Annotated in this window: 16 protein-coding genes; 5 read left to right on the top strand and 11 right to left on the bottom strand. The window is 70.9% G+C overall.

Translation table 11 applies throughout. The annotated features are described in order from the left end of the window. Positions 1-26: 26 nt before the first annotated feature. Positions 27-329: a DUF5955 family protein gene (locus ACFVXE_RS20975; protein ID WP_389672974.1), complete on the bottom strand. Its 303-nt coding sequence runs from the start codon at positions 327-329 to the stop codon at positions 27-29. Positions 330-633: 304 nt separating this feature from the next. Here ACFVXE_RS20975 and ACFVXE_RS20970 point away from each other — a divergent pair, with 304 nt between their 5' ends. Both ACFVXE_RS20970 and aceB read left to right on the top strand, forming a co-directional pair. Beyond that, the gene (locus tag ACFVXE_RS20970; RefSeq protein WP_389672980.1) at positions 634-1,203 is read left to right on the top strand and encodes an NTP transferase domain-containing protein; all 570 of its coding nucleotides are present in this window, start codon (positions 634-636) and stop codon (positions 1,201-1,203) included. 233 nt (positions 1,204-1,436) lie between these two features. Beyond that, complete coding sequence (gene aceB / locus ACFVXE_RS20965; protein ID WP_389672972.1) at positions 1,437-3,059, top strand: malate synthase A; 1,623 nt, start codon at positions 1,437-1,439, stop codon at positions 3,057-3,059. 87 nt (positions 3,060-3,146) lie between these two features. Here the strand turns inward: aceB and ACFVXE_RS20960 are convergent, their stop codons facing one another. Next, entirely contained in the window at positions 3,147-4,151 is a 1,005-nt protein-coding gene (locus ACFVXE_RS20960; RefSeq protein WP_389672970.1) for a fibronectin type III domain-containing protein, read from the bottom strand. 185 nt (positions 4,152-4,336) lie between these two features. On the opposite strand from ACFVXE_RS20960, the gene ACFVXE_RS20955 reads away from it, so the two are divergent. After that, entirely contained in the window at positions 4,337-4,939 is a 603-nt protein-coding gene (locus ACFVXE_RS20955) for a TIGR03086 family metal-binding protein (RefSeq protein ID WP_389672968.1), read from the top strand. Positions 4,940-5,128: 189 nt separating this feature from the next. Here ACFVXE_RS20955 and ACFVXE_RS20950 read toward each other — a convergent pair whose 3' ends face one another. Continuing rightward, the gene (locus ACFVXE_RS20950; RefSeq protein ID WP_389672967.1) at positions 5,129-5,812 is read right to left on the bottom strand and encodes an alpha/beta fold hydrolase; all 684 of its coding nucleotides are present in this window, start codon (positions 5,810-5,812) and stop codon (positions 5,129-5,131) included. A gap of 60 nt (positions 5,813-5,872) precedes the next feature. Between ACFVXE_RS20950 and ACFVXE_RS20945 the strand changes: the two genes are divergently transcribed. Both ACFVXE_RS20945 and ACFVXE_RS20940 read left to right on the top strand, forming a co-directional pair. Next, positions 5,873-6,718, top strand: a complete 846-nt coding sequence (locus ACFVXE_RS20945; protein ID WP_389672965.1) for a chitosanase — start codon at positions 5,873-5,875, stop codon at positions 6,716-6,718. Positions 6,719-6,931: 213 nt separating this feature from the next. Continuing rightward, a complete protein-coding gene (locus ACFVXE_RS20940) occupies positions 6,932-7,810 on the top strand; it encodes a chitosanase (protein ID WP_389672963.1) in 879 nt (292 codons plus the stop codon). 72 nt (positions 7,811-7,882) lie between these two features. Here the strand turns inward: ACFVXE_RS20940 and ACFVXE_RS20935 are convergent, their stop codons facing one another. From ACFVXE_RS20935 to ACFVXE_RS20900, 8 genes are all read right to left on the bottom strand, one after another. Then, the gene (locus ACFVXE_RS20935; protein WP_389672961.1) at positions 7,883-9,316 is read right to left on the bottom strand and encodes a nucleobase:cation symporter-2 family protein; all 1,434 of its coding nucleotides are present in this window, start codon (positions 9,314-9,316) and stop codon (positions 7,883-7,885) included. A 232-nt stretch (positions 9,317-9,548) separates the two neighbouring features. Then, on the bottom strand, positions 9,549-10,937 hold the full coding sequence (locus ACFVXE_RS20930) for an 8-oxoguanine deaminase (protein ID WP_389672959.1): 1,389 nt from the start codon (positions 10,935-10,937) through the stop codon (positions 9,549-9,551). Positions 10,938-11,099: 162 nt separating this feature from the next. Further along, a complete protein-coding gene (pucL, locus tag ACFVXE_RS20925; RefSeq protein ID WP_389672957.1) occupies positions 11,100-12,032 on the bottom strand; it encodes a factor-independent urate hydroxylase in 933 nt (310 codons plus the stop codon). A 7-nt stretch (positions 12,033-12,039) separates the two neighbouring features. Next, positions 12,040-12,444, bottom strand: a complete 405-nt coding sequence (uraH, locus tag ACFVXE_RS20920; RefSeq protein ID WP_389672955.1) for a hydroxyisourate hydrolase — start codon at positions 12,442-12,444, stop codon at positions 12,040-12,042. A gap of 5 nt (positions 12,445-12,449) precedes the next feature. Next, positions 12,450-12,959: a 2-oxo-4-hydroxy-4-carboxy-5-ureidoimidazoline decarboxylase gene (gene uraD / locus ACFVXE_RS20915; protein WP_389672953.1), complete on the bottom strand. Its 510-nt coding sequence runs from the start codon at positions 12,957-12,959 to the stop codon at positions 12,450-12,452. 165 nt (positions 12,960-13,124) lie between these two features. Continuing rightward, complete coding sequence (locus tag ACFVXE_RS20910; RefSeq protein WP_389672951.1) at positions 13,125-13,502, bottom strand: helix-turn-helix domain-containing protein; 378 nt, start codon at positions 13,500-13,502, stop codon at positions 13,125-13,127. After that, a complete protein-coding gene (locus ACFVXE_RS20905; RefSeq protein WP_389672949.1) occupies positions 13,499-13,750 on the bottom strand; it encodes a hypothetical protein in 252 nt (83 codons plus the stop codon). Before ACFVXE_RS20905 ends, ACFVXE_RS20910 begins: the two co-directional genes overlap by 4 nt. Before the next feature lie 65 nt (positions 13,751-13,815). Beyond that, on the bottom strand, positions 13,816-15,009 hold the full coding sequence (locus ACFVXE_RS20900) for a lactonase family protein (RefSeq protein ID WP_389672947.1): 1,194 nt from the start codon (positions 15,007-15,009) through the stop codon (positions 13,816-13,818). Positions 15,010-15,188: the final 179 nt, after the last annotated feature.

Below are 15,188 nucleotides of genomic sequence, written 5' to 3'. Positions count from 1 at the left end.
GACGCGGGGCGGTCGGCGGGCGGCCGTCAGCGGCGCGGCGGCTCGCCGAAGAGGTCCACGGCGACGCGTACGTCCCTGAGCGCGGATGCCAGTGCGCTGACCGAGCCGACCGCCCCCGCGATCAGCAGCAGCGAGCGGCGCAGCCGCGGAATCTCGGGCGCTCCGGTGATCGCCATCGCGTCCAGGGCCGCCAGTTCGTCCTCGGCGATCCCGCGGTCCGGGAACTCGGCAGGGTGCCCCGCCAGCTCGCGGCGGAGCCGGGAGACGGCCGTACGCAACTCCGTCACCCTCGGGTCCTCACCACTGCTGGTCACCCGCGTCTGCCCCACGCTTCGCAACAAAGCACTCCCCCTCGCACATCTTTGTGCCAGTGTTTCGACCAAATCCCGGACCGTGGTCAAGTGCCCGGGGATGCGCGCAAGTTAACGCCATGAAAGGTGTCGAGCGCCACTCCACCGACAGAATTCAGGGTGACCACCGAGGGACGCAGGGTATCGGCGGTCAGGTAGGAATACGTGGGGCCGGTGGGGTATCCAGAGTCCCATGGCTCATTCTTTCCACTCCCCGCCCTCCCCCGCCCCGACAGATCCGCCGGAGCCACCGGCCGACGGGCGGCGGCCCGTGATCGCCGGGCTGCTGCTCGCCGCGGGCGGCGGCCGTCGCCTCGGCGGCAGGCCGAAGGCTCTGCTGGAACACCGCGGCCGGCCACTCGTCGAACATGCCGCGCACGCGCTGCGGGAGGGGGGCTGCGGCCCCGTCCATGTGGTGCTCGGCGCCGCCGCGGACGAGGTGGCGGCACGGGCGGACCTCTCGGGATGCGTGGTGACCGTCAACCCGCAATGGCCGGAAGGCATGGGTTCGTCGCTGCGGGCGGGGCTCGGCGCGCTCTCCGCCACGGGCGCGGACGCGGCGCTCGTCCTCCTGGTGGACCAGCCGGGCATCGGTGCGCGGGCGGTGGCGCGGGTGCACTCGGCGTACCGCTCCCGGGCGAGCCTGGCGGCCGCCTCCTACGGCGGGGAGCGCGGCCATCCGGTGCTGTTCGGGGCGGACCGGTGGGCGGACATCGCTGCGGGCGCGGTGGGCGACCAGGGCGCCAGAGCCTACCTGCGTACCCACCGCGATGCGATCACGCTCGTCGAGTGTTCGGATGTGGCGGAGGCGTACGACATCGACACGGCGCAGGACCTGACGCACCTCGAATGAGCGGCGCGGCACGCCGCGCCACCGCGCCGTCACTTCCCTCGACCCGGAGAATCTCGACATCAACAAACCATTGAACTTCCACCATAAGGAAACTACTATCCACTGGCCAGAAGCGCTCTGTACCCCGTAAGGCACCCGAGGCCGCATCCCGGCGCCCTGGCACGCCGTGCCGTTCGGGGCGACCCGGCGGCGTACGGCGCCGCCCGCACCGCTCGCTGAAGGAGTGACAGCTCATGTCCGCACCAGCGCCGTCCCCGCTGGCCATCGTCGATGCCGAGCCCCTGCCCCGGCAGGACGAGGTCCTGACCGACGCGGCCCTCGCGTTCGTGGCCGAGCTGCACCGGCGGTTCACGCCGCGCCGTGACGAGCTGCTCGCCCGCCGCGGTGAGCGCCGCGCCGAGATCGCCCGCACCTCCACACTGGACTTCCTGCCCGAGACGGCGGCGATCCGCGCGGACGACTCCTGGAAGGTCGCCCCGGCCCCGGCCGCGCTGAACGACCGCCGGGTGGAGATCACCGGTCCGACCGACCGCAAGATGACCGTCAACGCCCTGAACTCGGGCGCCAAGGTCTGGCTCGCAGACTTCGAGGACGCGTCCGCCCCCACGTGGGAGAACGTCATCCTCGGCCAGCTCAATCTGATCGACGCCTACGAGTGCCGCATCGACTTCACCGACCCGAGGACGGGGAAGTCCTACGCGCTGAAGCCGGCCGGCGAACTCGCCACCGTCGTCACGCGCCCCCGCGGCTGGCATCTGAACGAGCGTCATCTCCAGCTCGACGGTGTCCCGGTGCCCGGCGCGCTGGTCGACTTCGGCCTCTACTTCTTCCACAACGCCCAGCGCCTCATCGACCTCGGCAAGGGCCCCTACTTCTATCTCCCGAAGACGGAGTCACATCTGGAGGCCCGCCTCTGGAACGACGTCTTCGTCTTCGCCCAGGACTACGTCGGCATTCCGCAGGGCACGGTCCGCGCGACCGTGCTGATCGAGACGATCACCGCCGCGTACGAGATGGAGGAGATCCTGTACGAGCTCCGCGACCACGCCTCCGGCCTCAACGCGGGCCGCTGGGACTACCTCTTCTCCATCGTCAAGAACTTCCGCGACGGCGGCTCGAAGTTCGTCCTCCCGGACCGCAACGCGGTGACGATGACCGCCCCGTTCATGCGTGCGTACACCGAACTCCTCGTCCGCACCTGCCACAAGCGCGGCGCGCACGCGATCGGCGGCATGGCGGCGTTCATCCCCTCGCGCCGTGATGCCGAGGTCAACAAGGTCGCCTTCGAGAAGGTCAAGGCGGACAAGGACCGCGAGGCGAACGACGGCTTCGACGGATCCTGGGTCGCCCACCCCGACCTGGTCCCGATCGCGATGGACTCGTTCGACGCGGTCCTCGGCGAGAGGCCGAACCAGAAGGATCGTCTGCGCGAGGACGTCTCCGTGGCGGCGGGCGATCTGATCGCCATCGACACGCTGGACGCCACACCCACGTACGACGGACTGCGCAACGCCGTCGCGGTCGGCATCCGATACATCGAGGCATGGCTGCGCGGTATGGGCGCGGTCGCCATCTTCAACCTGATGGAGGATGCCGCCACCGCGGAGATCTCGCGCTCGCAGATCTGGCAGTGGATCAACGCGGACGTGGTCTTCGAGAACGGCGAGCACGCCACCGCGGCCCTGGCCCGCACGGTCGCGGCCGAAGAACTCGCCGCGATCCGCGAGGAGATCGGTGCGGAGGCGTTCGCGTCGGGCCGGTGGCAACAGGCCCACGACCTGCTGCTCCAGGTCTCGCTGGACCAGGACTACGCGGACTTCCTGACCCTGCCGGCGTACGAGCAGTTGCGCGGCTGACCCGCTCCGGAGACCGACGCTCCCGGCGCACCACCGGGGGCGTCGGTCGCGTCTCCGGGGCGGACCGCCGTGCGCCGGGTCCTGCGTCTACGCCGGTCCCTCACCGAGGACGACGGTGCGCCGTGCCGAGAAGTCGCCCCACTTCCCGTCCGGGAGCTTGGCGCGGATCTTCATCGAGTGGCGGGTCCCGCGCGGGTCACCGACGGTGAGCCGGTAGCTCGCCCGGCCCGCCGGAGGCCTGCCGCCCCAGACGATGGTGGTGGTCAGCCGGCCGTCGATGAAGAGTTGGTACGCGGGGATCTCGCCACCGGTGTCGGGCTGTGCCCAGTCCAGGTCGATCGCGTACTCCTTGCCCTGCGCGCGGCTGGTGACCCGCAGGTCGGTGGGGGCGGTACTCGCCGGGGCCCCGGGGGCGGACGGTGTGGTGAGGTCGAGGGTGTTGCTGTCCGGCGAGGACGTGTCGGCGGCGTCGCGGGCCCGGACGGTGAAGGTGTAGACGGTGCCTGGGCGCAGTCCGCTCAGGTGCGCGGTGGTCTGCGTGCCGGGCACGCTGTGGATGCGGGAGTCCTCCTGGTAGATGTCGTACGAGGTGACGCCGATGTCGTCCGTCGAGCCGCCCCAGGACAGGGTCGCCGCCTTGCTGCCGTCGACCCTGCCGCGCAGCCTGACCGGCCGGGTCGGCGGCCGGTGGTCGGCGGGTGTCGGCGCCGGGGTGGTGACGGCGACGGCCTCGCTCGGTGCGGAGAGGTTCCCCGCGGCGTCGCGGGCCCGGACGGTGAAGGTGTAGGGGGTGGAAGGCGTGAGTCCGTCGACGTCGATCATCTGTCTGGACGCTGCGACGGACTTGACCATCCTGCCCTTGCGGTACACGTCGTAGCCGGCGATCGCCGTGTCGTCGGCGGCCCGGTTCCACATCACGTGCACGGAGGTGGCACTGCTCGCCTGGGCCGTCACCCCGCCGGGCACGGTCGGTCTCTGGAGGTCGGCGGCGTCCGCGGACCCGCCGCAGGCGGTGAGCGCGGCGAGGAGCAGGGCGGTGGAGGTGGTCAACGCGGCGTGTATGTGGGGGCGTCGCACGGTCTTGCCTTCCATCCGGCAGCAATGGTCTGGACCTATATGACACGCCTGACGGGTCTCCGACAAGAGGGTGCGCGGTGTGCTCCGGAACGCGGCCGTGCTGTGCGGTGCACGAAGTCGTGGTGCCCGGCATACGCCGCCCTGGTGCACGGTGCACGCGACGAGCGATGAGTTCCGGGCGCCCGAGCAGTCTGAAGACCATGGACACAGAGAACGGAACGACCCCCACGGCCGATCTGGGACCCGCGGCACGCATGATCACCGAACTGCTCGACGGCGTCGACGAACGGCACCTGGCCGGCCCCACCCCCTGCCCCGACTACGCGGTACGGGAGCTGCTGGCCCATCTGGTCGGGCTGAGCGCCGCCTTCAGGGACGCGGCCCGGAAGGATCTCGGCCCGACGACCGACAACTCGCCGAAGGCCGCGCTGCCGGTCCTCGGTGACGACTGGCGCGCCGCGCTGCCGCCCCTGCTGGACGAGCTGGTGGCGGCCTGGCGTGACCCCGCGGCGCGGCAGGGGATGACCAGGGCGGGCGGTGTGGACCTGCCGGGCGAAGTGGCCGCGATGGTCGCGCTGAACGAGCTGGTCGTCCACGGCTGGGACCTGGCCCGGTCCACCGGCCAGAAGTACGAGGCGGACGAGGCGAGCCTGCTCGTCTCCCTGGCCATGCTGACCCCCCGCGACAACATCCCCCGGCCCGACATCTTCGGGCCACCGGTCCCGGTGCCGGCCGACGCGCCCCTGGTCGACCGCGCTATCGCCATGAGCGGCCGCCACCCGGACTGGCAGCCCGGCCGCTGACGCCCGCGCCCCGGCCTCCGCGCCGAGGCGCTTCACCCGCGGGCGACCGGTGGGCGCCGTCCCCCGACGCAGGGCGCGTGCTGCCCCGCGCCCCGCTCGCCCGGTCGTTCGACCCCGGCCCGAAAGATGGCGGCGGCCGGCCGAGCCCGTCACCGGCTCCGGACGTCGGCGGCCGGTCAGGCTCCCGGGTCAGCTGGTGAAGAACTCGGTGATCTGCTGGGCGACCTGGTCGGCATGGATTTCGTGCACCCGGTGGCCACCGCCGAGCGTGATCAGCCGGCAGTCCGGGATCAGCGAGGCCATATCGGCCAGGCGCCCCTGCGGCATGGTGCTCTCCGGTCCGCCGGCGATCATCAGCGTCGGCGCGACGATCTCGCCGAGACCCTCCGCCCACTGCGGGTCCGGGTCGGCGATCTGGGCCCGGACCGGCGCGACGGCGTTCCAGTCGTAGTCCACCGGGCCGTCGGGTTTCGCGGCGGCCCCCAGCTCGCTGGGGAACGGCGGTGGCGTCTCCACCAGCACCAGCCGCTCCACCCGGTCCGCGTGCTCCTGGGCGAGCAGATGGGCGACGACACCGCCCATGGAGTGACCGACCAGGCCGACGCGGTCGAGCTCGCACTCGTCGAGGAATCCGAGGACGTCGTCCCGCATCAGCTCGAAGGCGTACTCGTCCGGCCAGTCGCTCTCCCCGTGCCCACGCAGGTCGAGGGCGTACACCCGCCATTCCTCGCCGAGCAGGCCCCCGACCGCTTCCCAGCTCGCGGCCGAACCTCCGAGGCCGTGCAGCAGCACGACGGGCGAGCCGAACGAGTCGCCCCAGGTCCGGTACGCCAGCCGGACGTCACCGACATCCACAACAGACTGATCTTCCATGGTCCAGACGCTACAGCCGATCGGGCCAAGATCCTTCTCCGCGCCTGGCAGGCTGGAGAGGTGAAGGTCTCTCCGCGCTCCCGGCCCGCCCCCGCCACCTCTGCCGTCACGGCTCTGCTCATGGCTGTCGCCGTACTCACGGCGTGTTCCGTGCCGGGGGCCGCTTCCGGCAAGGGCGCACCAGGGACCGGGCTCGACGATCCGGCCAGGAAGGAGATCGCCATGGAGCTGGTCTCCAGCGCGGAGAACTCCTCGCTCGACTGGAAGGCGCAGTACAAGTACATCCAGGACATCAGCGACGGCCGCGGCTACACCGCGGGCATCATCGGTTTCTGCTCCGGTACAGGCGACATGCTGAAGGTCGTCGAGCGGTACGCGGCGGCGCGGCCCGGCAACGGGCTGGAGCGGTTCCTGCCCGCGCTGCGCGCGGTCGTGGGCACCGACGCGCACGACGGTCTCGGCCGTCCCTTCACCCGTGCGTGGGTCCGGGCCGCCTCCGATCCCGCGTTCCGGTCGGCGCAGGACACGGAACGGGACCGCTCGTACTTCGGTCCCGCGGTGGAGCGGGCCAAGGAGGACGGGCTGGGCGCGCTCGGCCAGTTCATCTACTACGACGCCTATGTGATGCACGGGTACGGCGACTCGGGGGGCACGGTCGGCTTCAGCACGATGCGGCGGGAGGCGCTCGCCGCGACCGACCCGCCGGCGAGGGGCGGTGACGAGGCGACGTACCTGAACGCCTTTCTCGACGCCCGGGTCGCCGCCATCCGCGAGGAGCCCTCGCACTCCGACACCAGCCGGATCGATACGGCCCAGCGCGTCTTCGTGCGCGAGGGGAAGTTCCAGCTGGAGACGCCGCTGGAGTGGCGGGTGTACGGCGACAAGTACCGTATCGACGCGCCCTGAACCGGAGGAGCGCCCGGTATCGGGCCAGGTGAACCGGGGCGGAACACCGACCGCCCCGGCCGTCGGTGGCGGCCGCGCACGGCGCGGGCTCTTCGCGGATCCCGCGACAGAACTGACTCGCGCGCGTCGAAGGGGTGTACGACTCTCTTCCCGCTCTGATAGTAAAGCTTCCTAACAGAGCAAGGGAACGACGAACTCCCCCATGGAGGAATGGTGTCCGCTCCCCATCAGCGCACCGCACGTCGCAGCACCCGCCCGGTCCGGCTCGCGCTGGCCGCACTCGGGGTGACCGTCCTGGCGGTACCCGCCAACGCCTACGCCGGTGCCCCCACGCACCCGGCCTCGCACCGGGTGGTGACCGCCACCTCGCAGGTGGCCGCCGCCACCGGGCTGGACGATCCGGCGAAGAAGGAGATCGCCATGCAACTGGTCTCCAGCGCGGAGAACTCCTCGCTCAACTGGAAGGCGCAGTACAAGTACATCGAGGACATCGGCGACGGCCGCGGCTACACCGCGGGCATCATCGGATTCTGCTCCGGCACCGGCGACATGCTCGACCTCGTCGAGCTGTACACCCAGCGCAAGCCGGACAACGTCCTCGCGAAGTACCTGCCCGCGCTGCGGGACGTGGACGGCACGGACTCGCACGACGGCCTCGACCCGGACTTCACGAAGGACTGGGCCGGCGCCGCGTCGGACCCGGTGTTCAAGCAGGCGCAGAACGACGAGCGTGACCGGGTCTACTTCGACCCGGCGGTCAGCCGCGGCAAGGCCGACGGGCTCGGTACCCTCGGCCAGTTCGCGTACTACGACGCCATCGTCATGCACGGCGACGGTGACGACAGCACCAGCTTCTCGGCCATCCGCGAGCGGGCCCTGGCCGAGGCGGAACCGCCGGCCCGGGGCGGCGACGAGGTCACCTACCTCAACGCCTTCCTGGACGCGCGGGTCTGGGCGATGCAGCAGGAGGAGGCCCACTCGGACACCACCCGGGTGGACACCGCACAGCGGGTCTTCCTCGACAACGGCAATCTGAACCTGGATCCGCCGCTCGACTGGAAGGTGTACGGCGACAGTTACCACATCGGCTGAGTCCGCCCGGAACACCCGTGGCGCGTACGGCGGCGGTCGCCGTACGCGCCACAGTGCCGTACCGACTACGGCTCAGCGCGCCGTCACCGGCCCCGCGGCGACGGGTTCCTCCCCCGCCGTACCGGCCTTCCGGCCCAGGTGGTTGAAGGCCAGATTGAGGACGATCGCGACGATGCAACCGGTCGAGATTCCCGAGTCCAGGACGACCAGCAGGTCCTTGGGGAAGGCGTGGTAGAAGTCCGGTGCGGCGATCGGTATCAGGCCGGTGCCGACGGCGGCCGCGACGATCAGCGCGTTCTCGCCCTTCTCCAGGGCGGCGGTCGCCAGCGTCTGGATGCCGCTCGCGGCCACCGATCCGAAGAGCACGATGCCCGCGCCGCCGAGCACCGGCAACGGTACGAGCGCGATGACGGAAGCGGCGACCGGGACCATGCCGAGCACGACGAGGATGACGCCGCCCGCGGCGACGACGAACCGGCTGCGCACCTTGGTCATCGCGACCAGTCCGATGTTCTGCGCGAAGGCACTGCACATGAATCCGTTGAAGAGCGGGCTGACTGCGCTGCCCAGGGTGTCGGCACGCAGACCGCCCTCGATGGTCCGCTCGTCCGCAGGACGGCCGACGATCCTGCCCAGGGCCAGCATGTCCGCGGTGGACTCGGTCATGCAGACCAGCATCACGATGCACATCGAGATGACGGCGGCCGTCTCGAACTGCGGGGCCCCGAAGTGGAACGGGGTCGGGAAGCCGACCGGTTCGGCGTCCTTGAGGGCACCGAAGTCGGTGATGCCCGCAGGGATCGCGACGAGGGTGCCGGCGACCAGACCGAGCAGGATCGCGATCTGCTGCAGGAAGCCGCGCAGCAGCCTGCGCAGCGCGAGGACGATCACCAGGGTGGCGGCCGCCATGGAGATGTTGGTCGCCGAACCGTAGCCGTCGGCCGTGGCGTTGCCGCCCTGGGACCAGTTGAAGGCGACCGGCAGCAGCGAGAGACCGATCAGGGTGATGACGGTGCCGGTGACGACGGGCGGGAAGAAGCGGACCAGTCTGCAGAAGTAGGGGGCGAGTACGAAGCCGAGCAGGCCGGCCACGATGATCGCGCCGAAGACGACCGTGATGCCCTCGTGCCCGCGGTCCTTGCCGATCGCGATCATCGGCGTCACTCCGGCGAACGAGACTCCGTTGACGAACGGCAGCCGCGCGCCGACGCGCCAGAAGCCGAGGGTCTGGAGCAGGGTGGCGATGCCCGCGGTGAACAGACTCGCCCCCATCAGGAAGGCGGTCTCCTTCGCGGTGAGCCCCACGGCGGGTCCCACGATCATGGGCGGGGCCACCACGCCCGCGTACATCGCGGCCACGTGCTGCAGTCCGCTGGTGAACATCCTCAGCGGGGGGAGGCGCTCGTCGACCGGGTGCCTGTCGTCGGCGGCCCCGGGGCCGCCGGGTACCGGCTGCCGGTCGGGGACTGCGACTGCGTCGTCACGAAACCTGGATTGTGCTGCCACGGCGATATTCCTCCGGTCGGGTACACGTCAAGGCGACGTGGGTGTCAGGGAGGTGATGCGTTGGTGCGGGTGGGGAAGGTCGTGCAGCTGGTGCGGCAGCTTCGGGGACACCGGTCCGGCGGGCGCTCACGCGCGCGCCGGACCGGCTGCCACGGACCCCGCTCGGGTCCGCGGCGGCCGGCCGAGGGCCGTCCCCCTCCGGCCGGCCGTTCTCGGGATGGCCCCGGAGCCGTCAGGCCCCGGCGGCGATCTGCGCGAGGCGGCGTGCCTCGTCGCGGGTGGCGCGGGCGACGGCTTCCTCGTCCACCGTCGTCAGGTGGTTGCCCTCGACGACCGGTCTGCCGTCGACGAGGGAGAGGGTGACGGGCGCCGCGGCGCCGAAGACCAGCGCGGTGACCGGGTCGGCGATGGAGGCGTGGGCGAGGGTGTCCAGTTTCCAGAGCACCAGGTCGGCGAGTTTTCCTGCCTCCAGGGAGCCGATCTGGCCGGCTCGGCCGAGGACCTGGGCCCCGCCGTACGTACCCAGCCGCAACGCCTGACGGGCGTTCAGAGCGCGTTCGCGGTGGGCGCCGAGGCGGTTGATGAGGAGGGCGTTGCGCAGTTCGGTGTGGAGTTCACCCGACTCGTTGGAGGCGGTCCCGTCGACACCGAGCCCGACGGGAACACCCGCGGCGAGCATGTCGGGGACCCGGGCGATGCCTGCCGCAAGGCGGGCGTTGGAGGACGGGCAGTGCGCGACCCCGGTGCCGGTGCGGGCGAACGCGGCGATGTCGGAGTCGTTCATGTGGACGCAGTGCGCCATCCACACGTCGTCGCCGAGCCATCCCGTCGACTCGAAGTAGTCGGTGGGACCCATTCCGAACAGCTCGTGGCAGAACTTCTCCTCCTCCACGGTCTCCGACCCGTGGGTGTGCATCCGGACCCCGCGCCGACGGGCCAGCTCGGCTCCCTGGCGCAGCAGTTCGGTGGAGATGGAGAACGGCGAGCAGGGCGCGACGGCGATCTGCGTCATCGAGTCGAACGAGGCGTCGTGGTGGGCGTCGATGGCCGCTTCGGTGGCGGCGAGCGCGTCGTCGAGCGTCTCGACGGCGAAGTCCGGCGGCAGTCCGCCGTCCTTCTGGCTGCGGTCCATGGAGCCGCGGGCCAGTGTGAACCGTACGCCCATGTCGCGGGCCGCCCCGATGATGGCGCCGGAGAGATCGCCGGAGCCCTGCGGGTAGACGTAGTGGTGGTCCATGGCGGTGGTGACGCCGCCGCGGGCCATCATCGCGAGTGAGCCCTGGGCCGCGGCACGGACCATCGGCTCGTCGATGCGCGCCCAGGTCGGGTAGAGCGCGACCAGCCAGTCGAAGAGGTTGTGGTCGGTCGCCAGTCCCCGGGTGATCCACTGGTAGAAGTGGTGGTGGGTGTTGACGAGGCCGGGGGTGGCCAGATGCCCGGTGCCGTCGATGCGGCGTACGACGTTTTCCAGGCCCTCGGGGGCCCGGCCGGCTCCCACGCGTTCGATCCGGTTGCCCGCGACGACGACATGGCCCGAGGCGTACTCGGTGTCGTGGGCGTCGACGGTCGCGATCGCACAGTTCTCGATGACGACGCGTTCCACACGATCAGGGGCTGCCATGGCACTTCCTTCTTCTCGCTGCGGTGGGGTGGGCACGGCAGGACCCTGGGAGGTTCGAGTGCCGCGGCCGTGCGGCCGCGGGTGCCGAGATGATGGAGGAACACTTCCCTCCGGGGCGGCCGGTCCCCACCCGCCGGCGGGCGGGGACCGGCCGGCGCCGCGTCAGAGGTTGGTCATGTCGACCGGGATCTGCGGCTCGATGCCGTCGCGCAGCACGGTGGCCTCGATCAGTCCGTACGGGCGGTCGGCCGCGAAGTAGACAGCGCCGTCGGCGGTGTCGTTCTTGAGGCCGAACGGCTCCAGGTCCACCAGGAAGTGGTGCTTGTTCGGCAGCGAGAAACGGATCTCGTCCACCTCGCTGCGGCTGTTGATGATGCGTGAACCCATCTGGTAGAGGGTCTGCTGCAGGGAGAGGGAGTACGTCTCGGCGAAGGCCTGGAGCAGGTGCTTGCGCGTCTGCTCGTAGGACTTCTCCCAGTTCGGCATGGGCGCGTCGTCGCTGGTCCAGTTGTAGCGCCACCTGGCGGACACCTCGGTCGCCAGGATGCGGTCGTACGCCTCCTTGAGCGTCGTGTACTTGTCCTTGACGTAGCCCCAGAACTCGGAGTTGGTGGAGTTCATCACCACGAGGTCCTTGAGGCCGGAGATGATCTGCCAGTTCTCGCCGTCGAAGGTGACCTGGGTAGTGCGCGTCTCCTGGCCCTTGCGGACGAACGAGTGCCGCACCTCGTCGGCCCCGATGAACCGCGAGTTGCCGTCGGATGTGGCGATGCGCTCCCAGGCGTACTCCTCGATCCTGATCCGCGCGGTCCTGATCGGCTCCTGCGAGGTCACGAAGTGACGGGCGAGGTGGATGCCGAACTGTTCGGCGGACTCGATGCCGTGCTCCTTGGCGAACGCGTACACCGTGTTCTTGGTGGTGTCGGTCGGCAGGACATTGGTGTTGGCGCCGGAGTAGTGGACGTCGTCCATGTCGCCGGAGAGGGCGACCGAGACGTTCAGGTCCTTGATGTGGTGGGTGTCGCCGTCCCGCGTGATCCTGACGACGCGGTTCTCTGCTTTGCCGTACTGGTTCTGGCCGAGAATCGTGGGCATGTCGGTGCTAGCTCCCTCGGTAAACGGAGTAGCCGAACGGGTTGAGCAGCAGCGGTACGTGATAGTGCTCGCCCGGTACGACGGCGAAGGTGATCGCCACTTCCGGGAAGAACACACCGCTGTCCCTTGCGCGGGGGGCGTCCTGCTGCGCCTCGGCTTGCCTGTCGGAACGGTGCTCCTGCGTGAAGTACGCCTCGGTCCCGAATTCGAGACGTACCCGGGTGGTGCCCGCCGGCAGCGCCGGCAGGTCCTTGCACCGACCGTCCGCGTCGGTCGCGGAACCGCCGAGCACCACCCACTGGGCGTCGCCGCCGCTGCGGGCGGCGAGTGAGACGGTGACGGCTGCGGCGGGGCGGCCGATGCTGGTGTCCAGGATGTGCGTGGACACCGATGCGGTGGTGTCGGTGCTCAAGACCGTCACTCTCCTTCGGTTACGAGACGGGTCAGCCGGATACGGTTGATCCTGCCCAGCTCGGTGCGCGCGATCTCGCGCTCGTGCTCGGGCGAGTTCCCGATCCGGGACTTCACCGCGTCGCACATCTGCTCACCGGTGGCGCCGGTGGCGCAGATCAGGAAGACATGTCCGAACCGCTCCTGGTAGGCCAGGTTCAGTTCGAGCATCTCGGCCCTGAGCTCCTCGGTGGCGCCGGCCATCCCGCGCTGTTCGCGCGACGAGGCGGGGTCCCCGGGGACCGGGCGGCCGATCGGGGGGTGCCCGGCCATCGCTTCGGCCAGATCCTCACCGGTCAGCGCCGCCGTGGCGGCGTCACCGGCGGAGAGAAGGGCTTCGACGGTGGCGTACGGGCGCCGGGAGAGGATCGCTCGTCCCCATGCCGTACCGGCACACACCTCGTGCAGCACGGTGGTGGCCTCGTCGTCCGCCAGGGCGTTGAACCGGGCGAGACCCGGCGTCGAGCTCACAGTCACGGGAGCCTCCGTGGCTTCTTTCGCTGTGCGTTGGTCGGGCTGCGGACAGCTAACGCCTTCCACAACACCACGTCAACACTTTGTTGAAATAACGCGAACGTAAAAGGCCGTCGCCCAGATGATCCGGACGACGGCCTTCCACGCACTTCCGAGGCGTTCGCTCAACTACTCACCTTTGGCGGCGTTTTCGCGGTTCAGGTAGTTGTAAACGGTGAAACGGCTGACCCCCAGGGCCCCCGCCACCGTCTCCACGCCATGGCGTACCGAGAAGGCACCCCGCGCCTCCAGGGTCCGTACGACCGACTGCTTGGCCTTGCGGTCCAGCTCGGCCAGCGGCATGCCGTGCCGCCGCTCCATCGCGGCCAGGATGTGGTCGAGCGAGTCCGAGAGCTGCGGGAGCCGGACGGCTATGACATCCTCGCCCTCCCAGGCCAGCACCACGTCGTCGGCCTGCGCCTGGTCGGGGCCGACCAGCTCGGCGCCCATGGCGTCGACGAGCGGCTTGACCGCCGCGACGAGCGGGTGGTCGGCGGGCGCGGTCACTTCGCGCCCTCCCCGATGACGTTGACCTGGAGCGACACCCGGGTGGCACCCGACGCCAGGGTCCTGCGCAGCAGCGAGTCCACCACGGTGAGCACCGCGTCGGCGCCGCCCTCCGCCGTATTGCCGAACGGGCCGACGTCCACGGCGTCCAGCTCGGCCGACTGGACCACCTCGCGGGCCACCACCGCGTGAGCGGGCGCCTCGTCGAGATCGAATGGCTCGGTGGTGAACTCCACTCTCAAGCGCACTGTGCCTCCCTCATGTGCTCGCCGCACCCGGGGGCCCGCGGCTCGGCCCCGACCCTAACGGACCGCTACCCGTGCCGGGGCGCGAGCGGCAGCACACAGACGGCCACCGGGGCGGCGAACGGGGAACCGGTGCGGCGCAGCCCCCCGCCGGCCCGGTCCACCTCGAAGACCGTCACGGTTCCGGACCGCTGGTTGGCGGCGAAGAGCAGGGCGCCGTCGGGCGAGAAGGCGATCTGCCGGGGGAAGTCGCCGCCCACCGGGACCGTGTCGATCAGCCGCAGCGCCGCCCCGCCGTCCTCGACGGCGTAGCGGGTCAGGCTGTTGTGCCCGCGGTTGGCGAGGTAGGCGAAACGCCCGTCGGCGGTGACCAGGAACTGGGCGGGGTAGCTGGTGCCCGGTCCGGTCCCGGTGGACTGCGGGTCACCAGGGGTCAGGACACCGGTGGCGGGGTCGTAACCGCAGACGACCACGGTGTTGTCCACCTCGCAGGCGAGGTAGGCCGAGCGGCCGCCCGGATGGAAGGTGAGGTGGCGCGGTCCGGCCCCCGGCCGCAACGTGGCCCGCGCGACCTCGTGGAGCGTCCCGCGGTCCAGGTCGAGGCGGTACGTGTACACGGTGTCGTTGCCCAGGTCGACGGCGAGCACGTGACCGCCGTCGGGGGTGGTGACGATCTGGTGGGCGTGCGGACCGTCCTGGCCGGGGCCGGGCGCCGGCTCGGTGTGGGCGACCAGGTCGCTGCGCTCCCCCAGTGAGCCGTCGGCGGCGATCGGGTGCACGGCGACGCTGCCCGAGGTGTAGTTGGCGCTCAGCAGCCATCGCCCGGACGGGTGGACCGAGAGGTGGCAGGGCCCGGCGCCGCCGGTGGAGCGGGTGCCGAGCACCCGGAAGGTCCCGTCCGGCCCGACCGCCACGGCCGTCACACCGCCCTGTTCCTGCTCGTCCACGGCGTAGACCGTGGCGCCGGAGGGGTGCTCGGCGAGGTACGAGGGGTTGTCGACGCCGGTCACGGTGGCTCGTCCGGTGATCGTCCCGGTCGAGGGGTCGTACCCGGCCGCACCGATCCCCGTGCCCCCTCCGTCGGACGAGGTGTACGTCCCCAGGAGGAGCGTCCCGGTCCGGCCCGCGCGGGCGGTGGGGGCGGTGGGGGCGCCCCGCCGGCTCCCGGGCCGGTCCGTCGCGGGCGGGGCGGGCGCGGCGGCGAGCGCGGCGCCCGCCAGGAGTGTTCCGAGAAGGGTGCGGCGGCTGGTGGGGGCGGTCATACGGGGCACCTCGGGGATCGACTGCGTCGGACGTCAGCCACAGTGACCTTCCCCGGCCACCGCCGCAAGATGCGCACCGGCCATTGCATCCTGCACAACGGTGGCGTGCAGGCGCCGCTCCGCGCGCCGGGCCCATGACCGGCCCCGAATCGCGGACTCACCCTTGACACTCTCCCCAC

The organism is Streptomyces sp. NPDC058231, from assembly GCF_042882275.1.
Taxonomy (GTDB): Bacteria; Actinomycetota; Actinomycetes; order Streptomycetales; family Streptomycetaceae; genus Streptomyces.
Note: the sequence above shows the minus strand (reverse complement) of the source record. Positions and strands in the feature narration are given on the sequence as shown.

Coding starts and splice junctions, on each gene's coding strand:
- ACFVXE_RS20955 (WP_389672968.1), top strand. CDS start 4,337: ATGGACACAGAGAACGGAACGACCCCCACGGCCGATCTGGGACCCGCG.
- ACFVXE_RS20950 (WP_389672967.1), bottom strand. CDS start 5,812: ATGGAAGATCAGTCTGTTGTGGATGTCGGTGACGTCCGGCTGGCGTAC.
- pucL (WP_389672957.1), bottom strand. CDS start 12,032: ATGCCCACGATTCTCGGCCAGAACCAGTACGGCAAAGCAGAGAACCGC.
- ACFVXE_RS20900 (WP_389672947.1), bottom strand. CDS start 15,009: ATGACCGCCCCCACCAGCCGCCGCACCCTTCTCGGAACACTCCTGGCG.
- aceB (WP_389672972.1), top strand. CDS start 1,437: ATGTCCGCACCAGCGCCGTCCCCGCTGGCCATCGTCGATGCCGAGCCC.
- ACFVXE_RS20930 (WP_389672959.1), bottom strand. CDS start 10,937: ATGGCAGCCCCTGATCGTGTGGAACGCGTCGTCATCGAGAACTGTGCG.
- ACFVXE_RS20960 (WP_389672970.1), bottom strand. CDS start 4,151: ATGGAAGGCAAGACCGTGCGACGCCCCCACATACACGCCGCGTTGACC.